At 70.2% G+C, this 18,710-nt stretch carries 18 protein-coding genes; 13 read left to right on the top strand and 5 right to left on the bottom strand.

From position 1 onward, the window contains the following. The first annotated feature begins 110 nt into the window (after positions 1-110). The 4 genes from HNR30_RS13125 to HNR30_RS13110 are packed head-to-tail and all read left to right on the top strand — an operon-like array spanning position 111 to position 5,530. Complete coding sequence (locus tag HNR30_RS13125) at positions 111-794, top strand: hypothetical protein (protein WP_181610121.1); 684 nt, start codon at positions 111-113, stop codon at positions 792-794. Further along, positions 791-2,710, top strand: a complete 1,920-nt coding sequence (locus tag HNR30_RS13120) for a hypothetical protein (RefSeq protein ID WP_181610120.1) — start codon at positions 791-793, stop codon at positions 2,708-2,710. Before HNR30_RS13125 ends, HNR30_RS13120 begins: the two co-directional genes overlap by 4 nt. Beyond that, complete coding sequence (locus tag HNR30_RS13115; RefSeq protein WP_181610119.1) at positions 2,691-4,223, top strand: hypothetical protein; 1,533 nt, start codon at positions 2,691-2,693, stop codon at positions 4,221-4,223. The genes HNR30_RS13120 and HNR30_RS13115 overlap by 20 nt, the downstream gene beginning before the upstream one ends. Then, positions 4,220-5,530: a DUF4407 domain-containing protein gene (locus HNR30_RS13110; RefSeq protein ID WP_181610118.1), complete on the top strand. Its 1,311-nt coding sequence runs from the start codon at positions 4,220-4,222 to the stop codon at positions 5,528-5,530. The genes HNR30_RS13115 and HNR30_RS13110 overlap by 4 nt, the downstream gene beginning before the upstream one ends. A gap of 12 nt (positions 5,531-5,542) precedes the next feature. On the opposite strand, the gene HNR30_RS13105 is transcribed toward HNR30_RS13110, so the two are convergent. Then, a complete protein-coding gene (locus HNR30_RS13105; RefSeq protein ID WP_181610117.1) occupies positions 5,543-6,181 on the bottom strand; it encodes a CGNR zinc finger domain-containing protein in 639 nt (212 codons plus the stop codon). 102 nt (positions 6,182-6,283) lie between these two features. On the opposite strand from HNR30_RS13105, the gene HNR30_RS13100 reads away from it, so the two are divergent. From HNR30_RS13100 to HNR30_RS50100, 3 genes are read left to right on the top strand one after another with little or no spacing between them, the layout of a single operon-like run. Further along, a complete protein-coding gene (locus HNR30_RS13100) occupies positions 6,284-6,739 on the top strand; it encodes a VOC family protein (protein WP_181610116.1) in 456 nt (151 codons plus the stop codon). A 10-nt stretch (positions 6,740-6,749) separates the two neighbouring features. Further along, on the top strand, positions 6,750-7,634 hold the full coding sequence (locus HNR30_RS13095; RefSeq protein WP_181610115.1) for a pyridoxamine 5'-phosphate oxidase family protein: 885 nt from the start codon (positions 6,750-6,752) through the stop codon (positions 7,632-7,634). 44 nt (positions 7,635-7,678) lie between these two features. Beyond that, positions 7,679-8,350 (top strand): winged helix-turn-helix transcriptional regulator, encoded by a 672-nt coding sequence (locus HNR30_RS50100; RefSeq protein WP_181610114.1) that lies wholly within the window; start codon positions 7,679-7,681, stop codon positions 8,348-8,350. A 7-nt stretch (positions 8,351-8,357) separates the two neighbouring features. On the opposite strand, the gene HNR30_RS13085 is transcribed toward HNR30_RS50100, so the two are convergent. Then, a complete protein-coding gene (locus HNR30_RS13085) occupies positions 8,358-8,807 on the bottom strand; it encodes a hypothetical protein (RefSeq protein WP_246378542.1) in 450 nt (149 codons plus the stop codon). A 94-nt stretch (positions 8,808-8,901) separates the two neighbouring features. Between HNR30_RS13085 and HNR30_RS13080 the strand changes: the two genes are divergently transcribed. Continuing rightward, the gene (locus tag HNR30_RS13080) at positions 8,902-9,783 is read left to right on the top strand and encodes a proline dehydrogenase family protein (RefSeq protein WP_312894379.1); all 882 of its coding nucleotides are present in this window, start codon (positions 8,902-8,904) and stop codon (positions 9,781-9,783) included. Here HNR30_RS13080 and HNR30_RS13075 read toward each other — a convergent pair. Then, the gene (locus HNR30_RS13075) at positions 9,772-11,724 is read right to left on the bottom strand and encodes a WD40 repeat domain-containing protein (RefSeq protein ID WP_181610112.1); all 1,953 of its coding nucleotides are present in this window, start codon (positions 11,722-11,724) and stop codon (positions 9,772-9,774) included. The two genes, HNR30_RS13080 and HNR30_RS13075, sit on opposite strands and share 12 nt — an antisense overlap. A gap of 63 nt (positions 11,725-11,787) precedes the next feature. Here HNR30_RS13075 and proC point away from each other — a divergent pair, with 63 nt between their 5' ends. From proC to HNR30_RS13050, 5 genes are read left to right on the top strand one after another with little or no spacing between them, the layout of a single operon-like run. Continuing rightward, positions 11,788-12,582: a pyrroline-5-carboxylate reductase gene (proC, locus tag HNR30_RS13070; RefSeq protein WP_181610111.1), complete on the top strand. Its 795-nt coding sequence runs from the start codon at positions 11,788-11,790 to the stop codon at positions 12,580-12,582. A gap of 47 nt (positions 12,583-12,629) precedes the next feature. Beyond that, positions 12,630-13,808: an MFS transporter gene (locus HNR30_RS13065; protein ID WP_181610110.1), complete on the top strand. Its 1,179-nt coding sequence runs from the start codon at positions 12,630-12,632 to the stop codon at positions 13,806-13,808. Between the two features lie 22 nt (positions 13,809-13,830). Then, the gene (locus tag HNR30_RS13060) at positions 13,831-15,180 is read left to right on the top strand and encodes an efflux RND transporter periplasmic adaptor subunit (RefSeq protein WP_181610109.1); all 1,350 of its coding nucleotides are present in this window, start codon (positions 13,831-13,833) and stop codon (positions 15,178-15,180) included. Continuing rightward, the gene (locus HNR30_RS13055) at positions 15,177-15,842 is read left to right on the top strand and encodes an ABC transporter ATP-binding protein (RefSeq protein ID WP_181610108.1); all 666 of its coding nucleotides are present in this window, start codon (positions 15,177-15,179) and stop codon (positions 15,840-15,842) included. Before HNR30_RS13060 ends, HNR30_RS13055 begins: the two co-directional genes overlap by 4 nt. After that, positions 15,839-17,023, top strand: coding sequence for an ABC transporter permease (locus HNR30_RS13050; RefSeq protein WP_181610107.1), 1,185 nt, complete (start codon positions 15,839-15,841; stop codon positions 17,021-17,023). Before HNR30_RS13055 ends, HNR30_RS13050 begins: the two co-directional genes overlap by 4 nt. On the opposite strand, the gene HNR30_RS13045 is transcribed toward HNR30_RS13050, so the two are convergent. Together HNR30_RS13045 and HNR30_RS13040 are read right to left on the bottom strand one after the other, a co-directional pair. Further along, positions 17,024-17,776 carry an ABC transporter permease gene (locus HNR30_RS13045; protein ID WP_181610106.1) on the bottom strand — a complete coding sequence of 251 codons (753 nt, stop codon included), beginning with the start codon at positions 17,774-17,776 and terminating at the stop codon, positions 17,024-17,026. After that, entirely contained in the window at positions 17,773-18,663 is an 891-nt protein-coding gene (locus tag HNR30_RS13040; RefSeq protein ID WP_181610105.1) for an ABC transporter ATP-binding protein, read from the bottom strand. Before HNR30_RS13040 ends, HNR30_RS13045 begins: the two co-directional genes overlap by 4 nt. Between the last annotated feature and the right edge of the window lie 47 nt (positions 18,664-18,710).

Here is an 18,710-nt window from a genome sequence, read left to right as displayed (position 1 = left end):
GAGTGTGCTTCCCCAGGCGCGGAACAGATCCCACATTCCCCGATAATTCGGCAACTTCGGTGTCCTGTGGAGCATCTAATCCGCTGATCATCTCAGCCTCAGGTGAGCCCATGACTCAGATCTACTGGCGTGCCCCTTTGGTGGGCGCCGACATCGTCAACTACAGCGCGGGCGGCCCGCTGGAGAACGCCGCCCAGCAGACAGGCCTGCGGGACCTGCTCGCCCAGGCAGCCGCAGCCGCGCGGCTCGACCATGACGCCTGGCAGGTGCAGCCCTCGGGGGACGGCGTGTTCGCCGTCCTGCCACGGGAGTCCGATGAGATCGCCCTGGTGGACGGCTTCGTCCGTCACGTGAACAAGCTGCTCCGTGCCAGGGACGACAGCATGCGCTTACGGATGTCCATCCACTATGGCGTCCTGTCCGAGGGCGACAACGGCTTCCCCGGCAAGGCGCCCATCGTCTCCGGTCGGCTCTTGGACGCCAGGCCGGTCAGGCTCGCCATCGAGCGCGCACCGCGCGCCCGCCTGGCCGTACTCCTGTCCGACGACGTCTACCAGGGCGTGGTGGCCAACGGGCACACCACCTGGGAGCCGGAGGACCTGCGCGAGGTGGACGTGTCAGTCAAGTCCTTTAAAGGCACCGGATGGCTGCTGATGCCCGGCATCGACGTTCAGGCGTTGGACCTGGGGGAGAAGACGGGACAGGAAAACCACCACGGCCAGCGCGTCGAGAACGTCTTCCACGGGTCCGTCCAGCTCGGCGACGGCGGCGTGATAGGGATCCAGAACCGGTGAGCGAGACCGGGGATGCGCCCGTCCCGCCCAGCGCGGGCGAGGCCGCGAAGGAGATGCGGGCCACCCAGACCACCTCCACGATCATCACCGGTCCTGTGCACCTGGGCGCCAACTCCACGATCGGCCTGGCCAACGGGGCGACGGGCGTCGTCTCATACCGGTTGTCAGGACGGGTGCCTACCAGGGTGATCGAACAGGCCTGTACCAGGTACGCCCGACCTGAGCCGTACCAACAAGCCCTGGACACGCTCCGTGAAGAGCGGGTCATCGTGCTCCACGCCGCTCCCGGCAACGGAAGGCGTACGGGCGCCATCAACCTGATGCGCGGTCTGGGCGGCGACCGCGTGATGCACATGTTGTCGGCCGATCGGCCCTTTCAGGAACTGGCCGAACTCTCCTTCGAGGTCGAGGCCTGCTATCTGCTGCTGAACCGGCCCGCCGACGAAGACACGGGCGACGTCGGGCTGAGCACCCTGGTCGAGAAGATCCAGGCGGCCGCCGCGCATCTCGTCATCACCGCCGAGCACCAGATCTCCACGCTGGTCTCGCACTTCTCCTGGCCGCGCCCCACGCCCCAGAGCCTGCTTTCTGTGTACGGCGTGCAGGAGGTTGCCGTCGGTTGGGAGGTGCTGAACGAGCACAGCATGGCCGATCTGGTCCGCTTCGCGGGCAGCCGCGCCGACGGTATCGACGAGCAGGAGTCGCTCGCCGGCCTGGATCTCGCCCACAAACGCCGCGTCGAGGACTGGTTCGCCGGGGAGCCCGAGTGGAGAGAACTGGCGGAGGCGGCCGCCCTCGCCTTCCTGAACGGGCTCCAGGAGAACCGGTTCGAGCACTGGTCAAGCCGCCTGCGCGCCGATCCCGAGCCGGAGGATCCTACCGAGGCGCCCAGGTTCCGCCAGGTCAGGAAACGCCCTGAGAGCTCTCTGATCGCCATGGTACGGCGTGAGGCCGTCTCCGATGACGCGATTCCTGGCCAGACCAGGCGGTGCGTGGAGTTCAAGTCGTCCGGGTTCCAGCCGCACGTGATCGCCGAGCTGTGTGAGTACCCCGACGACTTCTGGACCAGGGTGTTCGACTGGATCGACGAGGTCGTCGACGACCGTGATCCCGAGGTGCTCACGCAGCTCACGTACGGCCTGGCCCTCCTGGCCGAGCACGATTTCGACAGCGTGCGCACCAGGTTCCTACAGCCCTGGTCGGACGGGGAGCGCGGCTGGCGGGCCTGGACGGCTGCTACCTATGTCCTCTCCTTCATGTGTTACGGCGACAGCACAGAGCCTCTTGCCCGCCGTACGGCTCTGCGATGGTCGCGAAGTAAGGCGGTGCTGCGCAGGTGCGCGGCGGCCTCCGCCTTCGGCACCCTGGTCGGCGTGCTCGACCCGGGCGAGGCGATGCGGAACCTGTGGACGCTGGTGCGGGACGAGGAGATCGCGGAAGCCGCCGTCGCGGCCATCGCGGTCCTCTACCAGAACCTCTGCTACGCCGAGACCGGGGCGAACCGGGTGGTGCTCGACAGTCTGGTCGCCAAACTGCGTGCCGAGCGGAACGGGCCCGCCAGCGAGATCGCTCTCGGCGTGCTCTGCGCGGCTGACGACGACGGCACCACCTCCGCGGGCCACCTGGGCAGACAACCGCAGGACTCCCAGGTGTTCGGCGAGCTCTGGGCGTTGCTCGTGACGAACCGTCCGATCCGGACGGCCACCTTCGCCAATCTGTACACCGTTCTCGACGCCGTGAAGGACGAGGAGATCATCCGCTCCGCCGTCAGAGCGCTGCGCGACGGGCTGCCCGCAGGGGAGCGCGAGCCCTTCGAAACGCAGTTCGTTCGTTTCGCCCAGCGTCGCGACTCCCGTCGCGCACCCACTTTCGTCGCCCTGATCGGGGAGATTTTCAATGACATATCCGGTGATTGACCAGGGCACGCTCACGGCAGCGAGCAAGCGCGGCACCTTCGGCCTCGGCGCGAAGGAACGCGTGGCCGGCGAGATCCCCAGCCCGCTGCCCCACCAGACCGTCGTCGTGAGCGATGGTGTCACCTCCATCAGCAGCAGAGACAGGCGGCACGGCCTGCGCGCCGACCACGTAATCCATGCCACGAGCTGGTGCCTGGTCGACATGACCTCCAAGAAGCCGGTCACCGTACAGCTCACGCTGCAGTCGAGCGGGGTGGACGAGTTCACGCTGCGCGTCACGTTCGCCTGTACGGTCACCGACGAGCGACTCGTGGCCGAGGCCGGTCACCGCGACCTGACCGAGCCGCTCCTGACCTACCTCAAGGGCTATCACAAGCTCTACCTGCTCGGCATCGCCCACCCGATCGCTGACTCCGCCCAGGTCCACGACAACGCGCAGCTTGAGCTGGGCATCTACGTGCAGGCCAGCCCGCCGGCCACCCGCGGCATGCAGATCCAGCTGTCGAGCATCGAGGTGCTCAAGCCGGAGGACGTGCTGAAGGAGCAGCGCGAGCAGGAGGAGCGGCTCAAGGCGCATCGCAGCCAGCAACTGCTCATGGAGCTGGAGCGGGAGCAGGAGCTCACCAAGCGCGGGTACCAGCGGGACGACCAGCAGTTCGCGCGGGAGATGGCTGCCGAGGAGGGCCAGACGGAGCGTGAGCGTCAGTCCCAGACCGAGCAGACCAGACGGCTGGAACGCACCTACCAGCGTGACGAGGCGGAGTTCGGCCAGGAGCAGCGGCATCGCGCGATGGCCGCGGACCTCAAGCTGGGCAGGATGTTCGCCGACGCCACCGCCGACGACCCGAACGCGGTCATCGCCCATGCCGTCGTCCGAGGCGACCTGGACGGCAACGCGCTCATTCAGCGTGTGGATGAGGCGATGAGACTCAGACGGGAGGACGGGCTGCGCGAGGAGCAGAGAAACGACCGGCATCTCGAACACCGGTGGGAGGTCGAGGGCAAGCTCCTGGACAGCAAGATCGCCCTCGACCACGAGAGGTTGCGGCTCGACATCGAGAAGGAGTCACGCGCCAAGCAATGGGAGGTCACCAGGGACGACAGGGAGTGGGAGCGCGAGAAGGAGAAACTCAGGATCGAGCGCGAGATCACGATCGCCCAGCAGGCGCTGGAGTCCGATAGGGCCGCCAACGACAGGGAGTGGGAGCGTGAGAAGATCCGGCTCGACCACGCCAAGCAGGCCCGCGACCAGGACATGGCCGCGGCCAGGGAGCAGCGCAGGTGGGAGAGCGAGCGGGAGTCCGAGCAGTGGGACAGGGAGCAGCGGGCCCGTGACCAGGAGCTGCAGGCCAGGATCGCCGAAGAGCTGATCAAGCGGGGTCAGACCGACCACGCCGACCTGGCTGAGGTGATCGTCGGCGTGGTCCGCAACCTCACCGGCACGCCACAGGTCTCCGCTGAGCAGCCTCGCCAGATCCCCGGTTCCCTTGAGTCCAACGGGAGCGCGCCATGACGACGACCCAGGACGCGCCCGTGCAGCGTATTCCGCTGCCGCCTCCGCCCCGTGGGGGACGCGGGTTGGGCAGGCTGCTACGGCGGATCATCGGCGTCCAGGAGGATGTGCTCGCCTGGGTGCCAGAGGACCGCGCCAAGCTGAGCCGTACGGGAGCCATCGTCGTGTGCACGGCGCTGATCGCGGGCGTCTCGGTCTATATCGTGCTCCACGAGTTCCTACAGGCGCCGTTGCCGCTGAGCATCGGAGGAGCGCTGTTCTGGGCGGCGGTCATCGGAGTTTTCGACAGCTGGCTCATCTCCAGCTCGCAGGGCGTGATCGGGCCGAGCCGATTCTTCGTGCTGCTGCCCCGGCTGTTCATCTCGGTGATCATCGGGGTGCTGATCTCCGAGCCGGTGACGCTGAAGGTGTTCGAGTCGGCGATCGTCGAGCAGATCAAGGAGGACCAGGTCGCCGCCGTGGACGCGGTCAGGACCAAGTACGGCAACTGCTATCCGAAGCCCCAGCTGGGGGCGGACTGTTCGGACGCGAAGCTGACGATCGCCGCGCCCGACCCCGCAGCACTCAAGCGCGCCATCGAGCAACGTGACCAGCTCGCGAAGGATTTGAAGCCGCTCAACAAGGAGGAGAATCGGCTGTCGGGGCTGAAAATGGACGAATGTGCCGGTTACAAGACTAGCGGCGAAGTCAGCGGTATCCAGGGTCGAGGACTGCGGTGCATCGAGCGCGAGCGTGCCCTGGAGGACTACCGCGCTACCAACGGACTGGCGGCCAAGCAGGCGAGCTTGAAGGAGCTCGGCATCGAGGTCAACCGGCTCATGAAGGTCCAGGCCGACCTCACGGGCACCTACGAGAAGCAGGTGACCGAGCAGATCGAGGCCAAGGTCGAAGAGGAGCGTGACAAGCATGCGGCCGTGCCGGGACTCCTCGAACGTTTCGACGGCCTGTCCTCGCTCGCAGACAAGAGCTGGGCGGTGTGGTGGGCGCACCTGCTGCTCGCGGGCCTGCTGGTCCTCATTGACTGCTTCCCCGTGCTGACCAAGTTGATCAGCAAGCCGACCGCCTACGATCGCCGCATCGCGACCCAACTCGAGAGCAGGGAGCGGATGCACGACAACGACCTGCGGCTTACCGAGCGGCTGCGAACTGGAGACGGGGACGTCCGCCTGCATCAGGAGGACGCGCGCGTCCGCCAGGCCATGGAGGAGTCCGACTACGACGGGCGGCTCCAGACGGCTCGGCGCGAGGTCGAGCTGCGGGCCCGGATCGACGCGCTCGTGGCGGAGGCCAAGGGCCTGCGCTCCTGACTCGGCGGACGGTCAGGAGGACCCACTCGCCGGAGGTTCTGCCTTGGGCCCGGGTTTGTGCATGGTCCGAGTCTTCGCGTAGTGGCGTGCCACGCGGGCCCGGTTGCCGCAACCGGCCGAGCACCACTCACGCCGGGGGCTGTCGCGCACGAAGAACAGCACGCAGCCGGGACCGTGGCACGCGCACACCTCCAGCCCCGTGGATCCGGCGAACAGGGCCGCGGCCTCCTCGGCCAGTGCGGCGAGCGCCGCTTCGACCGGGCGCCCCGACGTGGCCGTCACCAGGTGCGGTTCGGGGGTGGCCCGCAGCTCAGGCCATCGCGGGGCGCGCGCGGTGTGGCGGTTGAGTGCCGCGACGGCGTCCGCGTCGAACGCCGTGCCCTCGACCGCCGCGGCGGCCAGGGTCCTGATCGTGTCGCGGAGCTCTCTGGCCTGGCGCAGGTCGTCGTCGCCGATGCTCCCCAGGTCGGCGTCCGTGAGGGTGATCGCGAGGCGGGGGCGCATGTCGCGCAGCCATGCCGCCAGGTGCTCGATCGTCCGCAGCCCGTCGTTGGGCCGGCCGCGCACCGCGTAGACGGTGTTGCCGAACTCGATCGGCAGGGCTTCGCCGAGGGTGGGGGAGCCGCCCCCTGTCAGCTGTGCGACGTCCATCGTCCTAATGCTATCCCTCTCTTGACACCGTAAGAATGTGGAGGTCATTCTAATGTTTAATAACGCGATAAAACGTTAGAAATTCCAGCCTCGGAGGTTCGTATGAGCGGTACTCCAGCCCTGCAGACCGGCCACGTCGGCCTCAACGTGACGGACCTGGCCAGGTCCGTCGCCTTCTACCGGCAGGTCTTCGACTTCGAGGTCTTCGGCGAGCAGGCGGAGGGCGAGCGCAGGTTCGCCTTCCTCGGGAGGGACGGCGAGCTGGTGGTGACGTTGTGGCAGCAGAGCGACGGCGCCTTCGCCGCCGACCGGGCCGGGCTGCACCATCTGGCGTTCAAGGTGTCCGACATCGAGGCCGTGCGCCGGGCCGAGGCGACGCTGCGCGGGCTCGGCGTGGAGCCGCTGCACGACGGGATCGTGCCTCACCGTGAGGGCTCGTCGTCGGGTGGCGTGTTCTTCTACGACCCGGACGGCATCCGGCTGGAGATCTACGCGCTGACCGGTGCCGACACCGCCCCCGCTCCCACTCAGGGTGCGCCGACCTGCGGCTTCTTCTAGGAGGTTGGTCGTGCTTCACCCGGGTGAATACGCCGTGCAGCGCCGTACCGGCCTGGGCGACGGGAGCAGGGGGTCGGTGGCCGTGGGCGCGGACGTGCCGGCGGTGGCGGCCGAGTTCCTCGCGGACAGGCGCCTGGCGGTGATCGCCGCCGTGGACGATTCGGGCACGCCGTGGATCGGGCCGGTCACCGGCCCGCCCGGCTTCCTGGCCGCGCCGGACGCCCGCACGGTGGTGGTCGACCGCCTGCCCGGCGCCGGTGACCCGCTGGCCGGGCTGTTCGGCGCGGAGCGGGAGATCGGCATGCTGGTGATCGACCCGCCGACCCGGAGACGGATGCGGGTCAACGGGCGGGCGCGGCGCGACGGTGACGGGCTGGTGGTGCGTACCGAGCAGGTGTACTCCAACTGCCCCAAGCACCTCCAGGTCCGTACTTTTCGAGATTCGCCACCCATGGAGAGGAAGGTCGCTCCCGCCGCCACGACCCTGACCGCCGCCCAGCAACGCTGGATCACCGCCGCGGACACGTTCTTCGTGGGCACCTACGCCGACGGCCTCGGCGTCGACGCCTCGCACCGGGGCGGGAATCCGGGATTCGTCGGCGTCCTCGGCGAAGGGCGTTTGGCCTGGCCCGACTACGTGGGCAACACGATGTTCATGACCCTGGGCAACCTCGAGCTCGAACCCCGGTGCGCGCTGGTGTTCCTGGACTGGGAGAGCGGGGACGTGCTGCAGCTGACCGGCCGCGCCCGCGTCGACGGCGACGAGGACAGGGCCGCGGCCTTTCCCGGCGCGCAGCGGGTGATCGACTTCGAGATCGGCGAGGTGGTCGAGATCACCGGCGGGCTGGGTCAGCGCTGGGAGTTCGTGGAGTATTCACGCTTCAATCCCCGCTGACTGCGAACTTCAATAACAAGAAGCGCCAGAACTAGAATGAGGAAGTGGAACAGCGGAACTACAACCAGTACTGCGCGACCGCGCGCACCCTCGACCTCGTGGGCGAACGGTGGACGCTGCTGCTCGTCCGCGAACTGCTGACCGGCCCCAAACGCTTCAGCGACCTGCAGCACAGCCTGCGCGGCCTGGGCACGGGGCTGCTGGCGGCGCGGATGAAGCACCTGGAGCACGAAGGGCTGGCGCACAAGGTCACCCTCCCGCCGCCTGCCCGCACCCCCGCCTACGCCCTCACCCAGGCGGGAGCGGACCTCGAACCGGTGGTGATGGCCCTGGCCAGGTGGGGGCTGACCTGGGCCATGGACGAGCCGCGCGAGCAGGAGAGCTTCCACCCGGGCTGGGCGGTGCTCGGCCTGAAGGCGTGCTTCGACCCCGTGGCCGCCGCCGGGCTGCGGGCGTTGTACGAGTTCCGCGTGGAGGAGGAGGTCTTCCACGCGCGCGTCGACGACGGCACGATCGAGACCGTGCACGGACCGGCGCAGCACCCCGACGCGGTCGTTACGACCGGCCGCGAGGTCTTCCGCGACCTCGCCGCCGGCAGGACGACCCTGGAAGGGGCGATCGGCGCCGGTGCCGCCTCCGTCACGGGCGACGGGGAGGCGCTGCGCCGGCTGCGCGGGCTGTTCCGCCTGCCGCCTCAGCGCACCCGGCACGGCTGAAGGGCGCTCAGCGCTTGGCCCCGTCGACGATCTTGCGCTTCCCCAGCGCCTTCTTGAGCTTCACCGTGTAGGTCTTCTCCACGGCGACCATGATGCAGCTGACGTCCTGAGCCTTCCGAGCGGCCCCTTCGTACAGCGTGATGGTCACCCGGGACCGGGTCTCCTTCACCGTCACCCGGTCGAGCACCGTGCACGGCTCGACGCCCGACCACCACACCAGCCGCACCCGCTTGCCTCCGGAAACCGGCTTGGCCGAGGTGAAGGTCACCTTCCTGGTGTTGACCGTGTCGCCGACCGGCTTGACCGGCTCGGGCGAACCGGCGGGCGTCTGGCTGCTGCCCGCGGTGGCGCTGGTCGAGGTGACCGGCGGTGCCAGCGTGGTGCTGACGGGGGTATCGGGAGCGGGCGCGGCGGTCGAGGGGGGCGTCGCCGTGCCGCAACTCAGGGGCAGAATCATAAATCCGGCCAAAGCGATTGCTCTGCGCATACTCCTTCGACGGATTCGGATGTCGCCCGGTTCAACTCCCAGAACCTGCGGTTATGGTGAGCCTGTGCTCCTGCGTCAGACTCTGATCGCCGTGTCTCGTAGCCGGCGGGCCGAGGCGCTGCTGTCGAACTCCTCGATGACCACGAGCGTGGCCAGGCGCTTCGTGGCCTCCGACGTGATCGCGGCGACGTCCGAGCTGACCCGGCGCGGCCTGCTGGTGACGGTCGACCATCTGGGCGAGGAGGTCGACGACCGGGTCAAGGCCGACGGTGAGGTGATGGCCTACGTCGACGTGATCGGCAGGCTGGCGCCCGGCGCCGACGTGTCGGTGAAGCTGACCGCGCTGGGCCTGCGCCTGTCGGAGCAGCTGGCGCTCGACAACGCGGCGACGATCTGCGAGGCGGCCGCCGCCAGGGACGTGACGGTGACGCTCGACGCCGAGGAGCACGACACGATCGACGCGCTGATGTCGGTGCACGCGACGCTGCGCAAGGAGCACCCGCTGGTGGGCGTCGCCGTACAGGCGTATCTCAAGGACGCGGCCGAGCGCTGCGCCGCGCTCACCGGCGCCAGGGTCAGGCTGTGCAAGGGCGCCTACGACGCGCCGGGAGCGTATTCGGGCAAGGACGTCGACCGTTCCTTCGTGAAGTGCCTGCGCGTCCTGATGTCCGGCTCGGCCTACCCGATGGTCGCGTCGCATGATCCGCGGATGATCGAGATCGCCTCGACTCTCGCCGTCCTGCACGGTCGCGACGCCGACGGTTTCGAGTACCAGATGTTGTACGGCGTGCGCACCGACGAGCAGGCGCGCCTGGCGGGGCTGGGGGCGAAGGTCAGGGTCTACGTCCCGTACGGCGACGACTGGTACGCCTACCTGATGCGCCGCCTGGCCGAGCGCCCGGCCAACCTGCGCTTCGTCGCCCGCGCCCTCGTTTCAGGGCGTTAGCCGCCACACCTGCAGCTTCTCGTCGGGCCCGCTGACCAGCACGGTTCCCGTGGGCGTGGTGGCGAAGGCGGAGATGCGGCGGGTCGTCGGCTGCGCCCGGCCGATCGGCCTGCCCGCCGACAGGTCCCACAGCTGGGAGTGCTGGACGATGTCGTCGAGCTGCAGCGTCACCTGCGCGACGAGGTGCCCGGCGACCTCGCCGGTGCCGTCGAGCACCGCCGTCCACAGGGAGTCGTCGGGCCTGGGCACGGTCAGGGGAGCGGTCAGGTCGCGGCCGGTCATCGGGTCGAGGACGCGGATCGCGGTGCTCTCCAGGCGGGTGACGACGATCGCGGGCGCGCAGCCGTACATGCCGACGTGACCGAGGGCGAGCCACGAGTCGGCGCGCTCGCCTGCCAGGGGCGGCACGGCGAACGTCGAGACCTGCTCGTGCGTGGTGACGTCGCGCACGCTGATCGTGTTGTCCTTCAGGGTGACCGCGACGGGCTCGCCGTGGAAGAGGCCCAGCCTGGTGGTGCCGGGGGGCGGGGCGAAGGTGGCGAGCTGGCGGCGGGCCGTCAGGTCCCAGGTGTGGATCTGACGGTCGGCGAGTCCGACGAGTCTGCCGTCGTTCACGAGGAGCGGCCCGACGGCGCCGCCGGGCAGGGTGGCCAGGAGCTTGCGCGCGTTCAGGTCCCACAGGTGGACGGTGGGCGGGTCGTAGTGGCCGGTCACCGCGACGGAGCCGGTGACCGCCAGCGAGGTGAGGCTGCCCGGCCCGGTCATCCGCGCGCCGGCGGGCCTGCCCTCGGCCAGGTCCCAGACCTGGAGCGCGCCGTTCTCCTCGGCGGCCACGGCGAGCCGGTCGTCGGCCAGCGCGACGTGGTCGACGCCGTCGACGGCCCCCGCCGGGCTGCTCCCGAGCTGCCGGCGGGTGGCGAGGTCCCACAACCGCACGGTGTTGTCCTCGCTGCCGCTGAGCAGCACCCGCGTGCCGTCGAGGGTGCCGAGGGCCAGGGAGGTGATCCCGGCGTCGTGTCCTTGCAGCGAGCCGAGCAACTCCCCGGACGTCGAGAACAGCTCGATCGGGCTGGCCAGCGAGCCCTCGCCGCCCTGTTCTTCCGGCACGCGCCGGCCGCCGGCGAGCAGGCCGGGGGCGGCGAGCGCGGCGCGGAAACGTGTGCCGTCGGCGGGCACGAGGATGGATGGGCGCGGCTTGGCCGCCGTCAGGTCGGCCACGTGCAGGCCCTCGTAGGTGCGGTAGTGCAGGGTGTCGCCGATGACGACCAGGTCGTCGGGGTCGGCGAACTCGTCGCCGCTGTAGAAGGGCTTGCCGACGGGACGTCCGGTGTGCCGGTCGTAGAGGCGGAACGGCTCCTCCATCCCGGCGTAGGTGACGAGGATGTCCTGGCCGCGCAGCCTGCCCGCCGCCATCTCCTCCGCCCGCCCGATCGGCAGGGAGCCGCGCCAGGAGCGGGCCCTGGTGTCCCAGACCCGCACCCGCTCGCCGTCGCTGACGTACAGCAGGCCGTCGTGCAGGGTGGTGCCTCTGGGGGCGGGCAGGCGGGTGACGACGCGGCGCGTGCCGGGGTTCCAGACGTAGGCGTGCTTCTCGCCGGAGACCAGCACGTCGTGGCCGAGCCAGAGCGCGCTCGTGCCCGCCAGGGGTTCGAGGACGGGCCGGAAGCCGGGCAGCGACCAGAAGCGCACCGTGCCCTCGGCGCCCGCCGAGATCGCGATCGGCTCGCCGCCCAGGCTGCCGAAGGAGACGGTGAGCACGTTGCCGTGGCCGCCGCCGTCGAGGACGCGGGGTCCCTCGGCCCTCAGCGCGGTCGCGGCCGGCGGGCTCGGGCAGGGCTTCGCGGACGTCCACGAGCTCGACGGCGAGGGCGCGCCCGCCGGGGTCGAGGTACAGGCCGAGACCAGCAGCCATACCAGCGCGAAGGCGGGCCATCTCCTCACTCTTCTGGACGATAGCGGCCCGGTAAGCTGTCAGACCAGCTTCGTCAGGTGAGGTACACAGGCATGATCGCGATTCTCGGCACCGGCAAGATGGGCGAGGCCCTGCTGTCCGGGCTCCTGCGCGCGGGCTTCAAGCCCGGCGATGTGATGGCCACCGTCCGGCGCCCCGAGCGGGCGCAGGCGCTCAAGGAGACGTACGGCGTGCAGATCGTCTCCAACACCGAGGCGGCCAAGAACGCCGACACCCTCATCCTCGCGGTCAAGCCCCAGGACATGGCGGCGCTGCTGGCCGAGATCGGCCCGTTCGTCCCGGCCGGGCGGCTGGTCATCTCCTCGGCCGCCGGCATCACCACCTCCTTCGTGGAACAGCGGCTCGATGCCGACGTCCCGGTGGTCAGGGTCATGTCGAACACGCCGATCAAGTTCGACGAGGCGATGAGCGTGATCTCCGCGGGCGCCCACGCGGGCGAGGAGCACCTCAAGCTGACCGAGGCGCTGCTCAAGCCGGTCGGCAAGGTGCTGCGCATCCCCGAGTCGCAGCAGGACGCCGCCACGGCGCTGTCGGGCAGCGGCCCCGCGTACTTCTTCTACCTGGTGGAGGCGATGGTCGACGCGGGCATCCTGCTGGGCATGCCGCGGGCGGCGGCGCTCGACATGGTCACCCAGTCGATCGTCGGCGCGGCGATCATGCTGCGTGATTCGGGCGAGCACCCGGTGATCCTGCGCGAGGCGGTCACCTCGCCCGGCGGCACCACGATCGCCGCGATCGCGGAGCTGGAGCGGCACAGCGTGCGCGCGGCGTTCCTGGCGGCCATCGAGGCGGCCAGGGACCGCGGTCGCGAGCTGGCGGGAGGCTGACACCCCCCTCGCGGTTTAATTCTTAGGAAGGTTTACTATTCCGGTCCATGTGGACCCGGGATTTCGGCCTGTTCTTCGCCGCGCGCACGATCTCCATGCTCGGCTCGTCGATGATGCCGGTGGCGATCGCGCTGGGCATGCACGAGGCCGGCTACGGAGCCACGGGAGTGGGCCTGGCCCTGGCCTCGTGGATGCTCCCGATGGCCGGGCTGATCCTTTTCGGCGGCGTCATCACCGACCGGTTCACCCCGCGCCGCATGATGGTCGCCGCCGACGTGATCCGCGCCGTCGTCCAGACGCTCACGGCGGTGCTGTTCCTGACCGGCCGCCCGGTGCTGTGGCAGATCCTGGTGCTCACCGCGATCACCGGCGCCGCCGCCGCGATGTACACCCCCGGAGTGGCGGGGACGATCCCGCGCATCACCACCGACGTGCAGCGGGCCAACGCCACCCTGCGCGTCTCCGAGGCGATCATGCAGCTGGCCGGTCCCGGCCTGGCCGGTCTGCTGGTGGGCTTCATCGGCGTCGGCATGCTGTACGCCGCCGACGCCGTGGGCTTCGCCGCCAGCGCCGCGTGCCTGCTGCTCATGAGGGCGCGGGTGGCGGCCACGGCCCAGGAGCCGATGATGGTACGGCTGCGCGAGGGCTGGCGGGAGTTCCGCTCCCGCACCTGGATGTGGAGCGTCATCCTGATCTGGGTGATCTTCGGCATCACCCTGTTCGGCCCGCTGATCCCGCTGGGCTCCACCCTGGTCACGGGGATGTACGGCCAGGCGGCCTACGGCCTGGTGATGTCGGCGGGCGGCGCTGGAACGATCCTCGGCGGCCTGGTCGCCATGCGCCTGCGCCCGGCCAGGCCGCTGGCGGCGGGAGCGGTGGCGATGTTCCTGTTCGCCGCCCAGCCGCTGACGATGTCGCTCGAGGCCGACCTGTGGGTGATCATGGCGGGGTTCGTACTGGGAGGCGCCGGCTGGGCGTTCTGGTCGGTCATGTGGGCCACCAGCGTGCAGACCCAGGTGCCGCAGGAGGCGCTCAACCGGGTCAGCGCCTACGAGATCGGCGGCTCGACCATCTCCATCCCGATCGGCCAGGCACTGGCCGGTCCGGTGGCGGGGCTGTTCGGCGCGGCGGGTGTGCTGTCGGTCTCCACCGTCGTGGCGCTGGCGGGTTGTGTCGCTCTGCTGGCCGTACCCCAGATCCGGCGACTCGCCCGAGTGACCGCCTGACCCGGCTCCTACGATGGATCGGGTGACGATCCGTCGCGGTATCCCCCCGCTCGCGATCCTGCTGCTCCTGACGGCCTGCTCCGCGGAGGAGGCGCCGGAGGTGCAGGTCGCGGAAGTGAAACGCGCCCCCGTGGTCGAGGTGGTGGAGGCCCCGGCGACGATCGGGGCCCGCGCCACGGCCACCTTACGATCACCGGCCCAGGGCACGGTCGCCAAGCTGTACGTGCGCGACGGCGACACCGTGGAGAAGGGCCAGCTGCTCGTCAAGATCAGCTCGCCGCAGGCCGAGGAGCAGCTCAAGCAGGCGCGCAAGGCGGCCAAGGCCCCGCCCGCGCCGAGGATCGGCGCCCCGGGCATCAGGCTGGCGGGCTTCGACACCGGGGCGTTCGACCGCCAGGTGGCAGGACACTTCGCCAAGGCGCGCGCCGCGGCCAGGAAGCTCGACGACGCGCAGGCGCGGCGGCAGTTGCTCAGCGCGATCGACCTGGCGCAGGCGCAGCACCGCGCGCAGAGCCGGGCGCTCGCCAAGATCACCGCAGACCTCAACAGGACCATCAACGGAGTGCTCTCCCAGGTCACGGGCGGCCTGTCGGGGCTGACCTCCTCGATGGCCTCGCTGCGCACCGCCTCCATGGCCCAGTCGAAGGCGGCCGTGCGCGTCGCCTCCGACACCGTCAAGGGCCTGTCGATCAAGGCGCCCTTCGACGGCGTCGTCACCTTGGGCTCGGCCTCCGGAGGCGGCGGTTCGGCCCCCGACCTGGGCGGCCTGCTCAGCCAGGTACCCGGCGCCATGCAGTTGCCGTCGTCGGGCAACGGCCCTTCCACTCCGGTGGCGACGGGCGTGCCCGTCTCGGCGGGCGACGCGGTCGTCACCGTCACCGACATCTCCGAGCTCACGCTCTCCGCCGACATCGACGAGACCGATGTGCTGCTGGTCAAGGAGGGCACCAAGGCCACGGTCGAGCTCGACGCGGTGCCGGGCGCCGGGTACGCCGCCAAGGTCACCGGCGTCGGCGTCACGCCCATGGAGGCCAGCACGGGCGGCGTGAGCTACCCGGTCAGGCTCACGCTCGGCGCGGGCACGTTCGACGACGGCAGCCAGGCGCCGACGCCCAAGCCCGGCATGAGCGCCGTGGCGCGGCTGACCGTGCGCGAGGTGGCCGACGCCCTGTCCGCCCCGGCCTCGGCGATCGTGACCAGCGGGCGCGAGAGCGTGGTGTGGGTCGTGCGCGACGGTACGGCCGAGCGCCGCGTGGTCAAGCTCGGCGCCCAGGGCGAGGCCGTCGTCGAGGTGCTCAGCGGCCTGCGTGCCGGGGAGCGCATCGTGGTCAAGGGCGCCGACGCCGTACGGCAGGGCCAGCGGCTGTCATGATCGAAGCCGTCGATCTCACGCGCTCCTACCAGCTCGAAGGCGTCTCGGTGGAGGCGCTGCGCGGCGTGAACCTGACCATCGGGCCCGGCGAGTTTGCCGCGATCGTCGGCCCGTCGGGCTCGGGCAAGTCGACGCTGATGCACCTGCTCGGCTGCCTCGACAGGCCCACGTCGGGATCGTTGAGGATCGACGGCGTGGAGGTGGCCGGGCTGAACGACACCCAGATGGCCGAGCTGCGCAACCGGACGATCGGCTTCGTCTTCCAGTCCTTCCACCTGCTCGCGCGCACGTCGGCGCTGGAGAACGTGGCCCTGCCCCTCGTGTATCGCGGGATATCGCGAAATGAGCGGATAAAGCGTGCGAAAGCCGCGCTGGAGGCCGTCGGCCTGGCCCACCGGCTCGACCATCGTCCGTCCCAGATGTCCGGCGGCGAGCAGCAGCGGGTCGCGATCGCCAGGGCCCTGGTCGGCGAGCCCGCCGTCCTGCTGGCCGACGAGCCGACCGGCAACCTCGACACCCGCAACGGAGCCGAGGTGATGCGCATCCTGGACGGGCTCGACTGCACCAGGATCGTGGTCACCCACGAGCCGGAGGTCGCCGCGCACGCCGTACGGCAGATCCACGTCCGCGACGGCCTGATCGAGCTGGACACCGCGACATGAGGCGCTACGAGGCCTTCTCCATGGCCCTGGAGGCGCTGCGGGTCAACCGCATGCGCTCCCTGCTGACGATGCTCGGCGTGATCATCGGCGTGCTGTCGGTGGTGATCCTCGTGTCGATCGGCACGGGCGCCAAGAACGCCGTCGAGAGCGAGATCGCCGGCCTGGGCAGCAACATCATCCTGGTGGTCCCCGGCAGGCTGACCACGGGGGCCGCGCCCACCCAGAGCCGCCTGAACCTCCAGGACGTCGCCCACGTCAGGCGGGTCGTCGGCGATCCGGCCAAGGTCACCGTCTCCCTGCAGTCGGGCGAGACCGTGCGGGTGGGCAGGACCGAGCAGTTCGCCACGATCGTCGGCACCGACGAGAACCTGCCCAACATCTTCGAGCGCCCCCTGGAGCGCGGCAGGTACCTCAGCGAGACGGACGTCGACACCAGGCGCCGGGTGACCGTGCTCGGCGCCGAGGTGGCCGACAAGCTCTTCGGCGACATCGACCCGATCGGCCGCCAGGTCTCCATCTCCGGCGCACGCTTCCGCGTGGTCGGCGTCTACGCCACCGTGGGCGCGACCTTCGGGGTGGCGCGCGACGCCGAGGTGCACATGCCGGTCACGACCGCCCAGCGCCTGCTGGGCATCTCGCGCATCAACGGCATGGCGGTGGGAGCGTCGGGTCCCGACGAGATCGAGCCGCTCCAGGGCCGCGTGCTCGCGGCGCTGCAGGAACGCCATCCGGGCGACCAGTTCTCCGCCGTGACGCAGACCCAGCTGCTGGGCACCATCGGCAGCATCCTGGGCATGCTCACCGGCGTGCTGGCCGCCATCGCGGGCATCTCGCTGCTGGTGGGCGGCGTCGGGGTCTCCAACATCATGCTGGTGAGCGTGCGCGAGCGTACCCGCGAGATCGGCCTGCGCAAGGCTCTCGGGGCGCGCCAGCGTGACATCCTGCTGCAGTTCCTCATCGAGGCGGTGCTGCTCACGACCATCGGCGGGACGATCGGCATCGCCCTCGGCGTCGGGGGGTCGCTGCTCATCCAGGCGCTCACCCCGGTGCCCGCCGCGATCACCTGGTGGTCGATCGCGCTGGCGTTCGGGGTGTCGGTCGCCGTCGGCGTCTTCTTCGGGGTCGCGCCCGCCCGCCGCGCGGGGAGACTGGACCCGGTGATCGCCCTGCGGGCGGAGTGATCAGGCGTCGCGCCTCCGCATCAGGACCGCCGCCGCGATCATGATGACGGCGACCCAGGCGAGGTAGACCGCGAAGCCCTGCCACGGGCCCAGGCTCCCCGGCCCGGTCTCCAGCGCCATGACCTTGCTGCCCGCGTTGGTGGTGAAATGCTTGCTCACCGCCGCGCCCCAGGCGCCGGGCAGCAACTGCGAGAGTTGCGGCGCGACCAGGATGAGGCCGACGGCCGACAGGATCGCGCCGGGCGTGTGCCTGATCAGCGCGCCCAGCGCCAGCCCGAGCAGACCGCCGGCGGTCAGGAACAACGCGGTCCCGATGAGGGCGCGCAGCACCTCGGGGTCGCCGAGCGCCGTGTCGAGGCCCTTGCCGGCCAGGATCGGCTGCACGGCGAAGAAGGTGACGGCGGTCGCGGCCGCGCTGATGAGGGCGGTGGCCACCGTGAAGACGAGAACCTTGGCGCTCAGCAGCGTGAGCCTCTGCGGCACCGCCTGGAGCGAGGTGCGGATCATGCCGGTGCGATACTCGCTGGAGATCACCAGCACCCCCAGCGTCGCCATGGCGATCGAGGCGAACGGCGTGCCCATCACCGTGATGTCGAAGCCGGTCATGCCGTCGATCGGCTCGCGGGTGTTGGCCACCGAGATGCTGACCAGCAGCGCGAAGCCCAGCATGAGCAGGAACCCGGCGGCGTAGGTCCACATCGTGGAGCGGACCGAGCGCATCTTGGTCCACTCGGAGGTGAGAACGTCGATCATGACGAGAACTCCAGACTGTCCTTGGTGAGCTCCATGTAGGCGGCCTCCAGCGTCGGCTGGACGAAGGTCAGCTCCTCCAGCTCCAGCGCGTGCCGCGCGGCCAGCCTGCCGATCTCCAGCGACGGGATCCCGGTCACCCGCAAGTGATCGGCGTGCGACTCGGCGGCGGGAAGGAGCGCCGCGAGCTCGGACAGCCGCGGCGAGCGCACCCGCACGTAGCCCTGCGAGCTGCGCCCGATGAACTCCTCGACGCCGGTGTCGGCGATCATCCGGCCCTTGCCGATGACGATGAGGTGGTCGGCGGTCTGCGCCATCTCGCTCATCAGGTGGCTGGAGACGAACACCGCGCGGCCCTCGGCCGCCTGCTTGCGCATGAAGGTGCGGATCCACAGGATCCCGTCGGGGTCCAGCCCGTTGACCGGCTCGTCGAACAGCAGGATCTCGGGGTCGCCCAGCAACGCCGCGGCGATGCCCAGGCGCTGCGACATGCCCAGCGAGAACCCTCCGATGCGGCGCCTGGCGACGTCGGACAGGCCCACGGCGGCCAGGACCTCCTCGACACGTCCGCGCGGGATGGCGTTGCTCTGGGCGATGGCCAGCAGGTGGTTGCGCGCGCTCCTGCCCCCGTGCACCGCCTTGGCGTCGAGGAGCGCGCCGATGGTGCGCAGCGGATGCTTGAGGTCCTGGTACGGCACGCCGCCCACGGTCACCTGGCCGGCGCTGGGCCGGTCCAGGCCGAGGATCATCCGCATGGTGGTCGACTTGCCCGCGCCGTTGGGGCCGAGGAAGCCGGTCACCTGGCCCGGGTTCACCTCGAAGGAGAGATCCGCCACGGCCGTCGTCTGGCCGTAGCGTTTGGTCAGATGTGCCGCCCGTATCGCTGTCATGCCTCAAGGCTTCCAACCGGGGCGTCGATCGGCCTCCTGCGCGAGAA

It is taken from the genome of Nonomuraea soli, from assembly GCF_013761175.1.
Lineage (GTDB): Bacteria > Actinomycetota > Actinomycetes > Streptosporangiales > Streptosporangiaceae > Nonomuraea > Nonomuraea soli.
The sequence above is the reverse complement of the archived record's forward strand: the minus strand, read 5'-3'. Positions and strand labels throughout refer to the sequence as shown.

Excerpts from the sequence above, each read along its gene's own strand:
- proC (WP_181610111.1), top strand. The coding sequence starts at position 11,788 with ATGATCGCGATTCTCGGCACCGGCAAGATGGGCGAGGCCCTGCTGTCC.
- HNR30_RS13115 (WP_181610119.1), top strand. The coding sequence starts at position 2,691 with ATGACATATCCGGTGATTGACCAGGGCACGCTCACGGCAGCGAGCAAG.
- HNR30_RS13055 (WP_181610108.1), top strand. The coding sequence starts at position 15,177 with ATGATCGAAGCCGTCGATCTCACGCGCTCCTACCAGCTCGAAGGCGTC.
- HNR30_RS13110 (WP_181610118.1), top strand. The coding sequence starts at position 4,220 with ATGACGACGACCCAGGACGCGCCCGTGCAGCGTATTCCGCTGCCGCCT.
- HNR30_RS13050 (WP_181610107.1), top strand. The coding sequence starts at position 15,839 with ATGAGGCGCTACGAGGCCTTCTCCATGGCCCTGGAGGCGCTGCGGGTC.
- HNR30_RS13125 (WP_181610121.1), top strand. The coding sequence starts at position 111 with ATGACTCAGATCTACTGGCGTGCCCCTTTGGTGGGCGCCGACATCGTC.
- HNR30_RS13100 (WP_181610116.1), top strand. The coding sequence starts at position 6,284 with ATGAGCGGTACTCCAGCCCTGCAGACCGGCCACGTCGGCCTCAACGTG.
- HNR30_RS13040 (WP_181610105.1), bottom strand. The coding sequence starts at position 18,663 with ATGACAGCGATACGGGCGGCACATCTGACCAAACGCTACGGCCAGACG.
- HNR30_RS13105 (WP_181610117.1), bottom strand. The coding sequence starts at position 6,181 with ATGGACGTCGCACAGCTGACAGGGGGCGGCTCCCCCACCCTCGGCGAA.
- HNR30_RS13045 (WP_181610106.1), bottom strand. The coding sequence starts at position 17,776 with ATGATCGACGTTCTCACCTCCGAGTGGACCAAGATGCGCTCGGTCCGC.
- HNR30_RS13065 (WP_181610110.1), top strand. The coding sequence starts at position 12,630 with ATGTGGACCCGGGATTTCGGCCTGTTCTTCGCCGCGCGCACGATCTCC.
- HNR30_RS13085 (WP_246378542.1), bottom strand. The coding sequence starts at position 8,807 with ATGATTCTGCCCCTGAGTTGCGGCACGGCGACGCCCCCCTCGACCGCC.